This is a genomic window from Mucilaginibacter terrenus (genome assembly GCF_003432065.1).
In the GTDB taxonomy this organism is placed as follows: domain Bacteria; phylum Bacteroidota; class Bacteroidia; order Sphingobacteriales; family Sphingobacteriaceae; genus Mucilaginibacter; species Mucilaginibacter terrenus.
Genome location: NZ_QWDE01000002.1, coordinates 1,013,394 through 1,029,391 on the forward strand (window position 1 = coordinate 1,013,394; position 15,998 = coordinate 1,029,391).

The 15,998-nt window shown below is 45.1% G+C and carries 15 protein-coding genes; 11 read left to right on the plus strand and 4 right to left on the minus strand.

Translation table 11 applies throughout. From position 1 onward, the window contains the following. The 6 genes from DYU05_RS15240 to DYU05_RS15265 all read left to right on the plus strand — a co-directional run bounded on the left by DYU05_RS15240 (nucleotide 1) and on the right by DYU05_RS15265 (nucleotide 7,326). Complete coding sequence (locus DYU05_RS15240; protein WP_117383951.1) at nucleotides 1–843, plus strand: ThuA domain-containing protein; 843 nt, start codon at nucleotides 1–3, stop codon at nucleotides 841–843. A gap of 231 nt (nucleotides 844–1,074) precedes the next feature. After that, the gene (locus DYU05_RS15245; RefSeq protein WP_117383952.1) at nucleotides 1,075–2,532 is read left to right on the plus strand and encodes a glycoside hydrolase family 30 protein; all 1,458 of its coding nucleotides are present in this window, start codon (nucleotides 1,075–1,077) and stop codon (nucleotides 2,530–2,532) included. 166 nt (nucleotides 2,533–2,698) lie between these two features. Beyond that, nucleotides 2,699–3,835 carry an alpha/beta hydrolase gene (locus tag DYU05_RS15250; RefSeq protein ID WP_205771890.1) on the plus strand — a complete coding sequence of 379 codons (1,137 nt, stop codon included), beginning with the start codon at nucleotides 2,699–2,701 and terminating at the stop codon, nucleotides 3,833–3,835. A 139-nt stretch (nucleotides 3,836–3,974) separates the two neighbouring features. Then, entirely contained in the window at nucleotides 3,975–5,726 is a 1,752-nt protein-coding gene (locus DYU05_RS15255) for a family 43 glycosylhydrolase (RefSeq protein WP_117383953.1), read from the plus strand. A 75-nt stretch (nucleotides 5,727–5,801) separates the two neighbouring features. Then, nucleotides 5,802–6,302, plus strand: a complete 501-nt coding sequence (locus DYU05_RS15260; RefSeq protein WP_117383954.1) for a hypothetical protein — start codon at nucleotides 5,802–5,804, stop codon at nucleotides 6,300–6,302. A gap of 46 nt (nucleotides 6,303–6,348) precedes the next feature. Continuing rightward, nucleotides 6,349–7,326, plus strand: a complete 978-nt coding sequence (locus tag DYU05_RS15265) for an acetyl-CoA carboxylase carboxyltransferase subunit alpha (protein ID WP_117383955.1) — start codon at nucleotides 6,349–6,351, stop codon at nucleotides 7,324–7,326. Nucleotides 7,327–7,446: 120 nt separating this feature from the next. Here DYU05_RS15265 and DYU05_RS15270 read toward each other — a convergent pair whose 3' ends face one another. After that, on the minus strand, nucleotides 7,447–9,246 hold the full coding sequence (locus tag DYU05_RS15270; RefSeq protein ID WP_133300244.1) for a sensor histidine kinase: 1,800 nt from the start codon (nucleotides 9,244–9,246) through the stop codon (nucleotides 7,447–7,449). A 228-nt stretch (nucleotides 9,247–9,474) separates the two neighbouring features. Between DYU05_RS15270 and DYU05_RS15275 the strand changes: the two genes are divergently transcribed. Then, nucleotides 9,475–10,638: a pepsin/retropepsin-like aspartic protease family protein gene (locus DYU05_RS15275; protein ID WP_117383957.1), complete on the plus strand. Its 1,164-nt coding sequence runs from the start codon at nucleotides 9,475–9,477 to the stop codon at nucleotides 10,636–10,638. A gap of 148 nt (nucleotides 10,639–10,786) precedes the next feature. Here the strand turns inward: DYU05_RS15275 and DYU05_RS15280 are convergent, their stop codons facing one another. Continuing rightward, nucleotides 10,787–11,092: a hypothetical protein gene (locus DYU05_RS15280; protein WP_117383958.1), complete on the minus strand. Its 306-nt coding sequence runs from the start codon at nucleotides 11,090–11,092 to the stop codon at nucleotides 10,787–10,789. 252 nt (nucleotides 11,093–11,344) lie between these two features. Next, the gene (locus tag DYU05_RS15290) at nucleotides 11,345–11,539 is read right to left on the minus strand and encodes a hypothetical protein (RefSeq protein WP_133300245.1); all 195 of its coding nucleotides are present in this window, start codon (nucleotides 11,537–11,539) and stop codon (nucleotides 11,345–11,347) included. Between the two features lie 161 nt (nucleotides 11,540–11,700). Between DYU05_RS15290 and DYU05_RS15295 the strand changes: the two genes are divergently transcribed. Continuing rightward, on the plus strand, nucleotides 11,701–12,573 hold the full coding sequence (locus DYU05_RS15295; protein ID WP_117383961.1) for a helix-turn-helix domain-containing protein: 873 nt from the start codon (nucleotides 11,701–11,703) through the stop codon (nucleotides 12,571–12,573). A 72-nt stretch (nucleotides 12,574–12,645) separates the two neighbouring features. Next, nucleotides 12,646–13,062, plus strand: coding sequence for an ester cyclase (locus DYU05_RS15300; RefSeq protein ID WP_117383962.1), 417 nt, complete (start codon nucleotides 12,646–12,648; stop codon nucleotides 13,060–13,062). 120 nt (nucleotides 13,063–13,182) lie between these two features. On the opposite strand, the gene DYU05_RS15305 is transcribed toward DYU05_RS15300, so the two are convergent. Continuing rightward, nucleotides 13,183–13,851: a basic secretory protein-like protein gene (locus tag DYU05_RS15305; RefSeq protein WP_117383963.1), complete on the minus strand. Its 669-nt coding sequence runs from the start codon at nucleotides 13,849–13,851 to the stop codon at nucleotides 13,183–13,185. Between the two features lie 72 nt (nucleotides 13,852–13,923). On the opposite strand from DYU05_RS15305, the gene ftcD reads away from it, so the two are divergent. Together ftcD and DYU05_RS15315 are read left to right on the plus strand one after the other, a co-directional pair. Continuing rightward, complete coding sequence (ftcD, locus tag DYU05_RS15310; RefSeq protein WP_117383964.1) at nucleotides 13,924–14,937, plus strand: glutamate formimidoyltransferase; 1,014 nt, start codon at nucleotides 13,924–13,926, stop codon at nucleotides 14,935–14,937. A 68-nt stretch (nucleotides 14,938–15,005) separates the two neighbouring features. Further along, nucleotides 15,006–15,584, plus strand: coding sequence for a DUF4142 domain-containing protein (locus tag DYU05_RS15315; protein ID WP_117383965.1), 579 nt, complete (start codon nucleotides 15,006–15,008; stop codon nucleotides 15,582–15,584). Nucleotides 15,585–15,998 lie beyond the last annotated feature (414 nt).

Below are 15,998 nucleotides of genomic sequence, written 5' to 3' on the forward strand. Positions count from 1 at the left end.
ATGAAAAATTTCAAATTGAAGCTCTTAACGGTAGCTTTGTTATGCCTGTGCGTTAATATCGCGTTTTCACAAAGCAAAACACGCTTTAACGTCATCGCCTTTTATACAGCTAAAAGCGACCAGGCGCACATCAGTTTTGTGCATGAGGCTAATAAGTGGTTCCCTCAGATGGCTAAAAAGCTGAACTTTGGTTACGACTCTACCAACAACTGGAGCAACCTGAACGAAAAGTTCCTGAAAAAATACCAGGTGATCGTATTCCTGGATACCCGCCCGGAAGACCCGGCGCAAAGGGCCGCCTTTAAAAAGTATATGGATAGTGGCGGCGGCTGGATGGGTTTTCACTTTTCGGCATTCGCCCTTACCCCGTCAGACTTTAACCAGGACTGGGATTGGTACCATAACGAGTTCCTGGGTTCAGGGCAGTACGGCAGCAACACCTGGAGGCCGACATCGGCTTTCCTTAGGGTAGAGGATCGCAAACACCCGGCCACTAAGAACATGCCCAAACTTTTTAAGGCTTCGCCAAACGAGTGGTACCGATGGGAAAAAGACTTGCGCAAAAACCCGAACATCAGGATACTGGCTTCTATAGACTCCAGCAGCTTCCCGCTGGGTACCGGCCCTAAACAGCACGAAATCTGGCACAGCGGTTATTACCCGGTTGTTTGGACCAATGTCAACTATAAGATGATCTATTTTAACATGGGGCATAATGATATTGACTACGAAGGAAAAACCAACAAGGACCTCTCGCACACGCTCAATAATCCTGAAGAGGACAAGCTGATATTGGATGCCCTGCAATGGTTGGGCACTGGTAAGCGTGTCAGCAAAAAATAATTACACGAGGTTAAAGCGCATCGTTAACTGCAGTCAGCTAGTTGGAAAGTATTCCAAACTAGCTGACTGGCAGCACAATGATGCATGTGTAGTTTGGTATTAAACCGTATCACTAAGCTTTCAAAACCTTAAAAGACAGTTAGTTGGTGTTTATTTTACTTGTTTGTTATGCGCAAACTTTAATAGATTTGGCTGCTTTATGAACAAATAGGTAATCCCCACAAACTAATAATGAAAACAGGAACTTTAATAGCCGGAATGATATGCTTTTCGGCATCCGTGTTTGGGCAGGCTGCCAAGCCTAAAACGCTCTACTCAGCAGCAAATAAAACCGTAAAAGTATTCATAACCGTAAAAGGGTCAGACAAGCGTCTTGCACCGGCTTCTGCGCTAACATTCAAGAACAGTCCGCAACCGCCGGAAACAGAAACAGTAGTATTTGTAGATCCTGCAAAAACTTTCCAAACCATGATAGGGATTGGCGGAGCGCTTACAGATGCATCGGCAGAAACCTTTTACAAACTGCCGAAGGAGAAGCAAAAGGAGTTCCTGGCTGCCTACTATGACAAGAACATTGGTATAGGTTATTCCTTTGGCCGTACCAGCATCATGAGCACCGACTTTAGCACGGATAGTTACAGCTATATAAAAGAGGGAGATGCTGCACTCAAAACTTTCGATATTAGCCACGATAAGAAATACCGTATACCTTTCATAAAAGAGATCACCGCTGCGGCAGGTGGTAAACTAACCATGTTTGTATCGCCATGGAGCCCGCCGGCTTTTATGAAAACCAATAATAGCGTGCTGCACGGCGGTAAGCTTAAAAAAGAGTTTGACCAAAGCTGGGCCAATTTCTACGTGAAGTTTATTAAAACTTACGAAGCGGCCGGTATTCCTATATGGGGCCTCTCAGTGCAGAACGAGCCTATGGCTACCCAAACCTGGGAATCGTGCAACTACACTGCCGAAGAAGAACGCGATTTTGTTAAAAACTTTTTAGGTCCAACACTGGCTAAAGGTGGTTTGTCATCAAAAAAGTTAATAGTTTGGGACCACAACCGCGACCTGATGTACCAGCGCGCCAGCACTATACTGGAAGACCCTGCCGCTTCTAAATACATCTGGGGGATAGGCTTTCACTGGTACGAAACCTGGACCGGCGCGGGTCAGAACTTTGAGAACGTACGTTTAACCCACGCTGCCTTCCCCGATAAGAACCTGGTATTTACCGAAGGCTGTGTAGAGAAATTTGATTTTGACAAGTTGAAGGACTGGTCGTTAGGCGAGCGTTATGGTTTGTCAATGATTAACGATTTTAACGGCGGTACGGTAGCGTGGACAGACTGGAACGTTCTGCTGGACGAAAAAGGCGGGCCGAACCACGTAGGCAACTTCTGTTTTGCGCCGGTACACGCCGATACCCGCAACGGCGAACTGATCTACACAAACTCTTACTACTACATGGGGCATTTCAGCAAGTTCATCCGTCCGGGTGCAAAACGCGTTGCAGCATCTGCAAGCCGCGATAAACTGCTAACCACTGCTTACATGAATACAGATGGCAAACTTGCCGTTGTTGTAATGAACCGTACCGATGAAAAAATTGAATATAGCCTGTGGATTAAAGGCAAAGCTGCAAAAACTGTTGCCGAACCACATTCAATAGCAACGCTGGTGGTACAGTAGGTTCACGCTAAGCCCATAAGAAACGCCCCGGTAAATGCCGAGGCGTTTTGCGTTTATGCAATTTAGAGATACTTAGAACAACCACATCGAATAAGGTAATCACCTGGTGTTTTGAGTTTTGGCACGTATAGTGTTTCATTATGATATCAATAACAAAACATCTAACATGAAAACTAAAATGCTAAATTTTGCAGTCCTTGTAGCTATTGCCGGGATTGTTGCCTGTAAGGGGAGCGGATCTTCCTCAACTCCGGCGGACAGCGCAGCATCTGATACTGCTGCGATAAAAACTGCCGATACAACCACGAAAGAAATTAAACCAAAAGGTGCAGCACCTGCATGGGCACCGAATATGAAGCCCGAAATGCAGGCTGTTATAGAAAAGCTCGAAAGCTATGGCGACAAACCTATTCCCAAGCTTACCGCGCAAGAAGCACGTAAGAACCACACTCCTACAGATGCGGTGATGGATTTAATGAAAGACAACAACATCCCTAAACCAGTATTTAAAGTAGATACTGCCGGCAAAGAAATTCCGGTGGCAGGCGGCAGCATACACGCGCGGGTATACACTCCTAAAAGCGGCAAGAGCGTTTATCCGGTAATAGTTTATTACCATGGTGGTGGTTTTGTAATAGCTAACCTGGATGTTTATGATGCGTCTGCAAACGTATTAGCAGAGAAAACAGATGCTATTGTCGTGTCAGTTGCTTATCGCCTCGCACCCGAGCATAAATTCCCAACCGCTCATGACGATGCATTTGCAGCCTACAAATGGGTATTGGCAAACGCAGCTTCTATTCATGGCGATGCTAAAAAGGTAGCTGTAGCTGGTGAAAGTGCCGGTGGTAATCTGGCAATAAACACAGCTATCAAAGCGCGTGATACTAAGATCGCGCTGCCAACAGCTATAATAGCGGTTTACCCGGTAGCCGGGTCGGACATGAACACCAAGTCTTACACAAAAAACGCAGCTGCAAAGCCATTAGATAAACCAATGATGATGTGGTTTGTGAAGAATTATCTCAACAGCATGGCTGAAGGTAAAGACACACGCATAAACCTGGTAGCTGCCAATTTAAAAGGACTGCCGCCAACTACTATTATAACGGATGAAATAGACCCGCTGCAAAGCGAGGGTATGATGCTGGCAGACAAGCTAAAAGCAGCCGGCGTAAAGGTTGACAGCAAAAATTGGGATGGTGTAACCCACGAGTTTTTTGGTATGGGTGCCCTAGTACCTCAAGCTAAAGAAGCAGAAACTTATGCTGTAGACCAGCTTAAAAAGGCCTTTGGCATGTAAGCTCCTTAAAACGCAAAAGAACGGCTACCTTTAAGGTGGCCGTTCTTGTTTGTGGTTTAATAATTCGCTTCTAACAACTATTTGGCGTTGCAAGCACATAGAGCGGTTATCCTTATATTTGCGCTACCAACTGTAGCCTATGAAAATCCGCTTTGCTTTTACCCTGTTGCTCACTGCACTTTTTTTTGTCGCTTCCGCACAAACCAAACAACTTACTTACTGCAACCCCCTCAATATTGATTACGGCTATACGCCGTTTGAGAACTTTGCAGCATGGGGCAAACACCGCGCCACTGCAGATCCGACAGTTACATATTTCAAAGGAAATTACTACCTGTTCAGCACCAACCAGTTTGGCTACTGGTGGAGCCCCGATATGCTTAGCTGGAAATTTGTGTCCCGCAAGTTTGTGCGACCTTATAACGAGGTGAAAGGCGATGAGTTGTGCGCACCGGCAATCCTGGTTTTAGGTGATACCCTGCTGGTGATAGGTTCTACCTACAATAAAGACTTCACGCTCTGGATGAGCACCGACCCTACGCATGATACCTGGAAAGCTGCTAAGGACTACTTCCAGGTAGGCGCCTGGGACCCGGGCATGTTTGCCGACGATGATGGTCGCGTTTACATTTATCACGGCAGCAGTAACACCCTGCCGCTGTACGGACAGGAGATAGACCGCAAAACCTTTGAGCCTATCGGCCCTAAAAAGGAGATGATAAAGCTGGACTGGAAAGAGCACGGCTGGGAGCGCTTTGGCGAGAACAACGACAATGTATTCCTCACCGGCTTTATGGAAGGCAGCTGGATGAACAAACATAACGGCAAGTATTACCTGCAGTACGGTGCACCCGGCACCGAAGGTAAAGGCTACGGAGATGGCGTTTACGTAGGCGATAAGCCCCTTGGTCCGTTTAAGTACCAAAGCCACAACCCGTTCAGCTACAAACCGGGCGGCTTTGCCAAAGGTGCCGGTCACGGCGGTACCTGGGCGGATAAGTACGGCAATTACTGGCACATCAGCACCATGGTGGTAGATGTAAAAAATAACTTCGAACGCCGCATAGGTTTCTGGCCGGCTGGATTCGATAAAGATGGCATCCTGTACACCAACACCGCTTACGGCGATTACCCGCACTACCTGTCGGCAGGTAAAGAGGATCACCTCAAAAGTAATTTTACCGGCTGGATGCTGCTGAACTACAATAAACCGGTGCAGGTATCGTCAACCCTGGGCGCTTACGTACCCAATCTTGCCGTTGATGAAGATATAAAAACCTACTGGAGCGCAAAGACTGCCAACAAAGGGGAGTGGATACAAACCGATTTGGGCGATGTAAGTACCATCCGCGCTATACAGCTTAACTATGCCGACCAGGATGCTACCTTTATGGGAAAATCATTGGGTGTTTACCATCAGTACATCATCACCTCGTCAACAGATGGGAAAACCTGGAAAACGCTTGTTGATAAAAGCAGGAACAAGACCGACGTACCGCACGACTACATCGAACTTAAAACACCTGCAAAAGCGCGTTACCTGCGGCTAACCAACCTGCATATGCCTACAGGCAAGTTTGCTATATCTGGTTTCAGGGTGTTTGGCAAGGGTGCAGGTGTAGCGCCAGACACGGTTCGCAACCTCATTGTGCTTCGTGGCGATGCTGAGCGCCGCAATAGCTGGATACGCTGGAGGCAAACCGATGGTGCTGTTGGTTATACTATCTATATGGGCACCGCACCGGACAAGCTGTATAACAACATAATGGTATACAACACCAACGAGTACTACTTTAACGGTATGGAAAAAAGCCAGCCATATTATTTCCAGATAGAAGCATTTAACGAGAATGGTATAAGTAAACGGACGAAGGTGATAAAGGTGGAATAGTATTTTATCGTCATTGCGAGGAACGAAGCAATCTCTTAAGATTTATTAGTACCCGTTAAGTAAAATAGTTAGTGTATGAAGAAATTAATATCGGTTTGCTGTTTTCTATTCATTATTTTAAAGGCTTTCGGCCAAACGCCCGACAGCCTGCTAAAACCATCTCCCGTGAAGATGTTTACGGACAGGCAGTTCGTAAGCCTGATGAATGGCGAAGACATCTATAATATGTCCTCTTCAGCGGAACTTAACGGGTATCCATCGGCGCAAAAAGCATTGAAGTATCAAAAGGAAATTGGGCTTACCGCCGTGCAGATTGCCGCGTTAAACAAGATCAATACCGAGCTCACCCGCAAGAAAATAGAAATGGGCAACTTTATGGTGACCAATGAAAAGAAACTAGATGCTTTATTCCGCTCCCGAAAGGTAAGCGATGGCGACCTTATTTTTTACACAAACCGTTACGGCCTATACATGGGGGAACTGCGTAACGCTATTTTGCAGGCCAGTTACAATACCAATAAACTATTAACAACTCTGCAGGTTAATAAGCTAAAAGCTTATAAAAATGATAATTGATAATAAGCCGTTTAGTTTTTTTAATTTAGCGCCTCATTAAATCAGTATGAAGATAACATTTGATTTTGAAAAACCCCTGGCAGAGCTACAGCAGCAGATAGAGAAGGTACAGCAGGTAGAAGAGAAGAATAAGCTGGATATGAGCGCTACTATTGCTGAGCTTCAGGCAAAACTGGAAACAGCAAAGAAAGAGATATACGGCAACCTTACCGGTTGGCAAAAAGTGCAGATATCCCGCCACCCGGAGCGTCCTTATACATTACAGTACCTGGAACTGATGTGCGACGACTTTATAGAACTGCACGGCGATCGTACTGTAGGTGACGATAAAGCCATTATTGGCGGCTTTGGAACCATGAACGGACAAACTGCAATGTTCATCGGGCACCAAAAAGGACGCAACACCAAAGAGCGCCAGTACCGCAATTTTGGTATGGCCAACCCCGAAGGTTACCGCAAGGCACTGCGCCTGATGAAGATGGCCGAGAAGTTTAACAAGCCTGTAATCACCCTTATAGATACCCCCGGAGCTTTCCCGGGCCTGGAAGCAGAAGAACGCGGACAAGGCGAAGCAATTGCCCGTAACCTGTTGGAGATGGCAGTGCTTAAAGTGCCGGTAATTTGTGTGGTTATTGGCGAAGGCGCATCAGGTGGTGCACTGGGCATTGGCATTGGCGATAAGGTGCTGATGCTGGATAATTCATGGTATTCTGTTATCTCTCCGGAGAACTGCTCTACCATATTATTTAAAACCTGGGAGCAAAAAGAACGCGCTGCAGAAATGCTGAAGCTTACCAGTACAGAAATGTTGAAGAACAAGCTGATAGATGGTGTTATAAAAGAGCCTCTTGGTGGCGCACATCAGGACCCTGTAGCTATGGCTGCTACGCTTAAGAAGCAGTTACTTAAAGACCTGAAGTCGCTTAAAGACCGCAACATAGAGGAACTGGTTGCCGAACGAATAGACAAGTTCTGCAATATGGGTGTAGTGCTTGAGGAACAAGCTCAAGCCTTAACGCTTTAATAACCTATTAACACAATGGCTCTGGCTATGCCGGAACTTCGAGCAAAACGGACGATATACCTAAAAGTATATCGTCCGTTTTTTATTGCAGGTGCAAATTCCGGCGGATCTGCTTTGCTTTTAAGCTTCCAGCTTGCGCGGGAGCTTAAAATGGAACGTAGTACCTTGCTCCACTACGCTTTCAAACCATATGTTGCCGTTCAGGCGGTCTATTATTTCTTTGCAAACATATAGGCCAATTCCCAGGCCAGGCGCTTTGTAAACATTATTCACCTGGTAAAATCTTTCGAAAATAAACGACTCCTGCTCTTTTGATATACCCTTGCCAAAGTCCTGGATACATACGGAGAGGTACTCTTCATCGCAGGTGAGCCTTATCAGTACTTTACTTGCACCCGGGGAATACTTTACAGCATTGTCTACCAGGTTGGTTATCAGCTGAACAATCCTGTTACGGTCGGCAGATATTTTGCAGCTTTGGTTTTCTACCAGCATCAGGGTATGCGTTGGATACACCAGTTGTAGATCCGGAACCAGCTCTGCCATCAGCACGTTCACTTCAAAAATACTTTCTTTAAAAATCAGCTTGCCCGATTCAATCCTCGAGATATCCAGCAAATCCTGCACAAGGGTGTCCAGGCGGTTAATTTGTACCCGCATGCGGTTTAAAAAATTCAGCCCTTGCGTGTCTTTAACAGACTTTGTCCGGCTTAGTAGTTGCTCGTATCCTTTAATGGATGCGATAGGTGTTTTTAATTCGTGGCTCACAGTGCTTATAAAGCCATCTTTTTGCAATTCCAGCTGCTTTTGGCGGGTAATGTCGGTAACGGATCCTACGAAGCCGATAAACCGGTTATCGGCAGTGAGCCGCGGCAGCCCGGTAGCTGTTACCCAACGTACCGAACCATCGTTAAAAAGAATACGATAATCCACCTCATAAGAATCTCTGCTGACATGTGCATTTTGGTAGGTGTTCCAAACACGGGTACGGTCATCCGGGTGTACCACCTGCAGCCAGCCCTCACCAAGGTTTTCACCAACGCCTGCATTGCTCCATTCTATCCATTTCTGGTTTACGTAAACAACATTGCCTGCTTCATCCGCCATCCAAAGCGCTGCGGGCGATGCCGACGTGATGGTTTGAAGCAGTGTTTCCGAATCTTCCTGTGCTTTTTGCAGTAACTTCTGTTCGGTTACATCCATCATAGAGCCTAACATGCGCACGGCCTTGTCGTTCTTATAAATTACATAACCACGGTCAAGTGTCGAGGCGTAGGTGCCGTCACCGCGTAAAAAACGGTATTCGTCGCACCACTTTTCCTCGCCATTGTCTATTGCCTGGTGTATGCCGTTCATAACCCTTTCGCGGTCTTCCGGATGTATACGGCTTACCCATGAATCTATATTGAGCTCAACTTCGTCTTTCTTGTGCCCAAAAAGGTCTAAAAAAGTTTGATTCCACCAAAGTTCATTAGTTTGCAGGTTCCAATCCCATACCGCGTCTTGTGTTGCTTTCGCAATCAGTTCAAAGCGCTCCATTAAAAGGGTAATGTCTGTAACATCGTTTACAATCACTATTCGGGCATCATGGTTGTTAAATCTGGCAGGATAAGCAATAATTTTTACAGACCTTACTGTGCCATCTTTATAAACATGGCGAAAAACCTCTTCGTTTTCAAGCGGAGCAATCAACCCTTTAACGGTTTTCATGAGGGTAGGGATATCCTCTTCCGGTCGTATATCCTGAATGGTCATACTCAGGAATTCTTCGCGTGAGTATCCATAACGGTCAATAGCAACTTGGTTAACTTCTAAAAACCGGAGTGTTGCCCGGTCATAGTACCACATGGGTACCGGGTTATTGTAAAATACAACATCAAACAGCGCTTCTTTATCCTGGGGGGCAACAATAGTATCCATGTAATCGGTCCTACACACTAGTACGGGTTTAGGTACATAGATGTTCAAACAAATGTAGCGTTAATAAACATCAATTTGCTGTTTAACATAGTAATTGCTAAGCGAATACAGTTGTAAGAAATTTAGGAATGCATTAGCGATCAGGGACCTTAGCTACTACTGATACACCTGCTGCTCAACTGCCCTGTTTTATCTGTAACTTGGGTGCTTAAACATCAACCTTCATTCATGAAGCATATCTTTTTCATTCTGCTTGCATTTGTTCCGTTTGGCGCTTTCTGCCAAGGCAGGTTGCCTGTTATAAAGGCCAGATTAAACCAGGCAAAAATCTACCAGCAGGATGAACCGGCATCAAACTGGAACATCAATCCACACGTTAAGCCCGACGTTTTCGTCGCCGCAAAGTTTATCAAAGCCACAACGGTTAAGTTTAAAACTGACGTTGATTCTATTAGCTTCAAACTGCGGCAAGGCGAGCACCGGGATTTTATTGTGCTGCTGAATGGTAAGGATTCCTGCCTCACCAGGATAGAGAGCCCGGAAGTAAAAGACTTTACCAAGCTGGCAGTAGAGATACACGACACCATACCTTTTCTGCTTAATAAGTTTAATACTAACCTTGTACCACTGGTGTTTAACAATGCCGATACATTGATGCTGAACTTTGATACCGGCGCTACCGAAATATCGTTCACCGATGAGGCGCTTAAGCAAAAGATCAAGTCTAACCCTAAGCTCTATAACACGCGCTATGCTGTTAAGATAGGTTCACAAACGCTGAATACCAAGATATATGACACACGGCTGGCAGGCAACGAAGCGGACGGCTTACTGGGATGGGACCTGTTCGATGGGATGATTGTGGAGCTTGACTATGATCATAATAAAATGATGCTGCACTCCCGCATGCCAGCGCCAATTAAGCACGACCCCCATTACGCCCGGTTTAAAATGCGCTATCTTAAGAACAAGCCATTTATAGAAAGTGAGATCCGCCAGAGCGGGGCCAAAAGTAAGAGCTGGTTCCTGTTTGACCTGGGTTACCAACGTACAGCTATGCTGGATAACGATCTGCTCAGAGAAACAAACTTCCCTACCAGGAAGATGGAGGTTATTAAGAAAGTGATAATGCACGGTACCAGAAATAACGAAGTGCCTGTTATCACAGCAAACCTGCAGACACTGATGATCGGCAAATTTGAACTAACAAATGTTCCCGCTCAAATAATAGAGCAGAACAAACCATTAAGGGGCGTAAACATCCATATCCTGGGTACCGACGTGCTGAAGAGGTTTAATACCGTGCTCGATTTTCAGCACAACATCATCTACTTAAAACCCAATCATCTATACAATACACCCTACGCGGATCAGAAGAAAAGCGGTGCATGAGTTCTGATTTTGCTGGTGTTGTACCAGCGAGTTGCCCTTAACCTTTGTTGGTGTTGTTACGTTGGCCATCGCAGTGCGATATTGTCGTCGGTCTGCTCATTGCCGCACGGGCTACTACTTTTTGTCTTCGTAGGAGACTATATACCTGTTAGACAATGTGGGGGTTAAAAAAATAATTCTCAAAAGGGCATGCAATTAAATCATTTGTAGTGGTATCGAAATAATGTGCTTTCCAATAGTGCCGATCATTCATTTCTACAAATTCTATTCCGGGAAAACAATGGTAATGTTGTGAAAATGGACGTTTCAAGAAAATTGCAATGCCATTTTTATAAGGCCAGTCTTTTGCAGTTTCGTTTATTTCATTCCCTAATCGAATTTCATTATCCAGTATGCTTTTTAATTTTTTACTATTGAAGCTACTAATATGATCTTGATTGATTAAGCTAATCATCGATTTATGATTAATTTTATTTCTTAGTTTTCGGCTTAACCTTTTTATCTTTCTTTTCGGTAGCCTTCTTGCTAACGCTGGCTTTTATAACACAATGAAAGATGTTAGATGCTTCTTTGGGTTTTGTTGTCCTCTGCCATAATGTAAAGTTATAAATTAATAAACGTGATTCGCCGTTGTTGGTGTTGTCAACAACAAACTGCTTCACAAGTCATGCTGAACTTGTTTCAGCACCTTATTAGATTAATTTAGTCATTGCACGGCGGTATGTTCGTCGGTCTGCTCATTGCCGCAGTGGCTACTACTTTTTGTCTTGATACAAAAAGTAGCAAAAAGATCAAGACGAAAAAAACCTTCCGCCCACAAGCCTTTACCCAGGCTCGGTTTTTCGTCAGCCCTGCGCTTTTGGGTTGTTAATAGCCGTTGTTGGTAAGTAGGAACTGCCATTTCGCCTTTGTTGGTGTTGTCACCAACAAACCATATGCTTAGCAATAAGTGCCAATTACACCGGTACTGCCTGCTATAAATAATCTTAACAGTTAGGTGTTAATTAATCCGGACTATACAACGTATAATTGCTGTAGTCATAGCAACAAAGGCGATTGAGTATGAAAACCTACTATTTACCTGATGATATACTGGACGGCCAAAAGGCTGATGACGCTAGCGTTGTTGTTAGGTATTACACCTCCGGCAACAACAGCATCAAGAATAAAATTGCCCTCAATCAAAATATGATAAACCTGCTGATCAGCGGGACAAAAACCATTGTTTACCCCGAAGAAACAGCCATTTTAAATGAAGGCCAGTTGGTTTTATTATCTACAGGTAACGTATTAACCTCAGAACTGATATCCGGAACAGCGGGCTTCAGTAGTATACTACTCTACTTCAGCAACGATGTCTTTAATCGTTTTCTTATTAAATACGAGCACCTGGCTAAGGGTGCCGGGACAAAGGCCGAAAAGCATCCTTTCGTGATATTTGAGCAGGATGCGTTTATCAGGCAATATATTTCTTCGCTGCAGGCTTTATCAAACACAAAAAATGTAATACCTCCGGCAATTGCGCTGCTAAAGCTGGAAGAACTTTTACTTTATCTGCTGCATGCCCAGCCAGATAGGCTGCTTAGCTTGCATGTTTTATCTCAAGACAGGGAAGAGCTGCAGCTGAAGAAAGTGGTAGAAAGCCACGTCGGGCACCTGATAACCGTAGACGAGCTTGCCTTTCTTTGCAACATGAGTACATCTACATTCAAAAGAAGGTTTGGTGAGATATACAACACTACACCACAAAAATGGCTGCAGGCGAAAAAGCTGGAAATGGCTGCCGAGCTATTAAGATTACCTGCGGAAAGTCCGTCGGCAGTTTACATAAAGGTAGGTTATCAAAACCATTCAAGTTTTTCTCAGGCGTTTCGGCAACACTATGGTTGCACACCCAGTAATTACCGCACCGAGCGTTTGAACGTTATACCATAACGCTTGAACGTTTAGCACTAACATCAGCCCTGCTCCGCTGGGTACCTTTGTAACATAATAAAAAATGTAACAATGGAAACAACCGAAAAAAACAAACATGTAGTGCTTCGCTTTAATAAGGAAGTGATAGAACAGGGTAACCAGGAAAGCTTTAATGAGCTGATGCACCAAAAGTTTATCAACCAATCGGCACCGGAAGGAATGGACAACGGAGCGCAGGGAATGAGTTATTTTTTTGAGCAAATATTACGCCCTGCCTTGCCCGACGTAAAGGTGACCATACATCAGCAGGTAGCCGAAGGTGATTTGGTAACAACACGTAAAACCATAACCGGCACACATACAGGAACATTGTTAGATGTTGAGCCTACTGGACGGTTGGTGCAGATAGACGTGATAGACATTGTTGAGGTAAAAGATGGCAAATACCTGCAGCATTGGGGTATCACCAGCCTGCCCGCTGTTTTGTCGCAGCTAAAGCAAAACTAACTACCTAAAGCGTTTACTAAGCTATGTTCTGTAAACTGAAAAAGCCTTTGATCACTGGATCAAAGGCTTTTTTGCGGCGCATTAACGCGCTTTGAGTTTGAGCCGAGATTTATATTCCGCTTACAAAGCTGGGTTTGCGGCGTATGCTTTCCAAAGCTCATCAACACTTTTGCCGGTAAGTTGTGCCCATATGCCATCGGTATAAGTGTGCTTACGCATTACATCATCAAGCTTTTTAACAGTGCCTTTCTTTACTTTAGTTTCTATCCACACCAAAAAACGTGCGGTTACACGGTAAGCGTTATCATAGTTTTGAGTTGGTTTAAAATCGGGCAGGCGCCATTTAGCAGCTTCATTAGCTACGCCATGTTCGTTACGTACATAATCTGCAATACCTTCTGTAAGCCATCCGGGTCCGTTGCTGTCGCCGTAATCCTGTACAATGTGCATTACCTCGTGGGTAACCACATCAATATCATGAGGGTGCTTGGTCATGTATTCGGGACTAAACACCACCCGGCCGTTATCTGTTGCGGCCACGCCGTGGTAAGCTGTGTCGATAAAGAAGTGGACGGTAGTTAGGCTCTTCTTATTGTACTCCTTAACAATGCCGGGGTATACTTTAAAGAAGGTGTTGATGAGTTCCTGGCGGATGGATTTATCGAAGTTAGCGTCATTGCCATCAACAATCAGGGTGTATTTGCCTTGCTTTAAAGTATCTGGCGCGGCTGCAAATGATGCACTTGCCGCAAAAGTTAAAAACAACAGGGAGAGTAGGGTCTTTTTCATGCGGCTAAAATAAGTTTTATTGCAAAATATGCTTTGCAAACGTTCCTTTGTGACATAAATGATACTCAAAAGATGCCCTTAATAGAATGTGTGCCCAATTTTAGCGAAGGTGTAAATATCGCTGTTATAGAACAGATAGCAACCGCCATCCGCTCAGTGCCTGGCGTAAAGCTGCTGCATATAGATAGTGGTGAAGCAGCAAACCGTACAGTGATCACCTTTGCCGGCGAACCTGAACCAGTGATAGAGGCGGCGTTCCTGGCTATAAAAACTGCCGGCGAACTGATTGACATGAGCCGACAGAAAGGCGAGCATCCGCGCATGGGTGCAACGGATGTATGCCCACTGGTGCCATTAAGCGGTATAACCTTACAAGAGGTTACTGTTTACGCCGCCCGGTTAGGAAGGCGTGTAGGAGAGGAGCTGGGCATACCGGTGTACTTGTACGAACATTCGCAGGCTGAAGAGAAGCGGAGCAATCTGTCCGTGATCCGTTCGGGAGAATATGAAGGGTTTTTTAACAAGATAAAACAACCCGGCTGGGCGCCCGATTTTGGCCCTGCAGAAATGGACGCTCAACGAGGCGCCACTGTTATAGGCGCGCGCAACCTGCTTATAGCTTACAATGTAAACCTGAATACCACATCGGTCCCCATTGCTTCGGCTATTGCTGTTGATGTGCGGGAATCTGGCAAAAAGATAAAGATGCCCGATGGGAGCATTCAACACCAACCGGGAGCCCTGAAAAAGGTGAAGGCAATAGGCTGGTATATTGCCGAATTTGAAAAAGCTCAGGTTTCCATGAACCTTACAGATATTACCATTGCGCCTATACACCTGGTGTTTGAAGAGGTATGCAAAGCAGCACTACGCCATGGTGTACAGGTAACCGGCAGCGAGCTGATTGGCCTGATACCGCTGCAAGTGATGCTGGATGCAGGAAGGTATTTTGCAGATAAGCAACATAATAGTGAAGCGCAAACCGAAGGGGACTTCGTAGCTATTGCGATACAAGCAATGGGGCTGGACGAGCTTGCTCCGTTTGATCCACAGAAAAAGATTATTGAATATTTACTGAATGCGTGATGACTGCGAACTATGCCGGTCATGGCATAATTATTGGTTAAAAAAGTTAAATTAAAACTCATTCATCAATGAAAAACGCATTCAGATTACTAATAGCTGCTGCCGTAATGACGACAGCATTTTCATGCGGCCACCGTGCCGAAGACGCGAGCAGTACCGAAATAGCTGCCGACAGCAATAAAAAAGAACTGGAAGCTAAAGACTCTACAGAACTAAAGTCGGACGCTGAATTTGCGGTGAAAGCTGCCAACGGCGGTCTGCTGGAAGTGCAATTGGGTAAACTGGCGGCAACTAAAGCTACAACTGCCGAAGCTAAGCAGTTTGCAGAGATGATGGTGACCGACCACACCAAAGCTAACCAGGAGCTAATGGCTTTAGCGGGTACAAAAACCATAACCTTGCCGGCCGTTTTGGATGCTTCCGCGCAAAAGGATTATGACGACCTGGCTAAGACCGACAAAAAGGATTTTGACAAAGCTTACATCGACTACATGGTGAAAGACCATAAAGAAGATGTGGATGAATTTAAGAAAGAAGCCCAGGATGGTAAAGATGCCGAACTGAAAGCATTTGCCGCCAAAACAACACCGATACTGGAGCACCATTTACAAATGGCGCAGAAAGCTGCGGATGCTTTAAAGAAATAAAAAAAGGCGCTTAGGCGCCTTTTTTTATTGTTACAAAAGGTGTGGTTTTTGCAGGTTTTGGGCTATGCAGAAATCATTGCCTTGATGATACAGTAAGTGTGACACTTTGCCCCGGAAACTGTAACACCGTGTTACAGACGTGAAACAAGGATGAATTTACAAGTGGCTGTAATACAGCAGTTTGTTAAAAAGGCAATTTTAGCCAAACTGTATCATGGTTCCAGAAACTGTAACACGGGTTTTTGTTAAAAGTATGTATCACAGCAGCTTAACTGTTTTTAGCCCCAAAAAAGTGTAACAGGTGTAACACGCGCGCGTGTTACACCTGTGGTGTTAGAACTTATACCTGACGAAAGCCTCCATGGCAGCGTATTCGGCCATACCCAGCTTATCGTAGTTCTGCGCGGTTTCGCG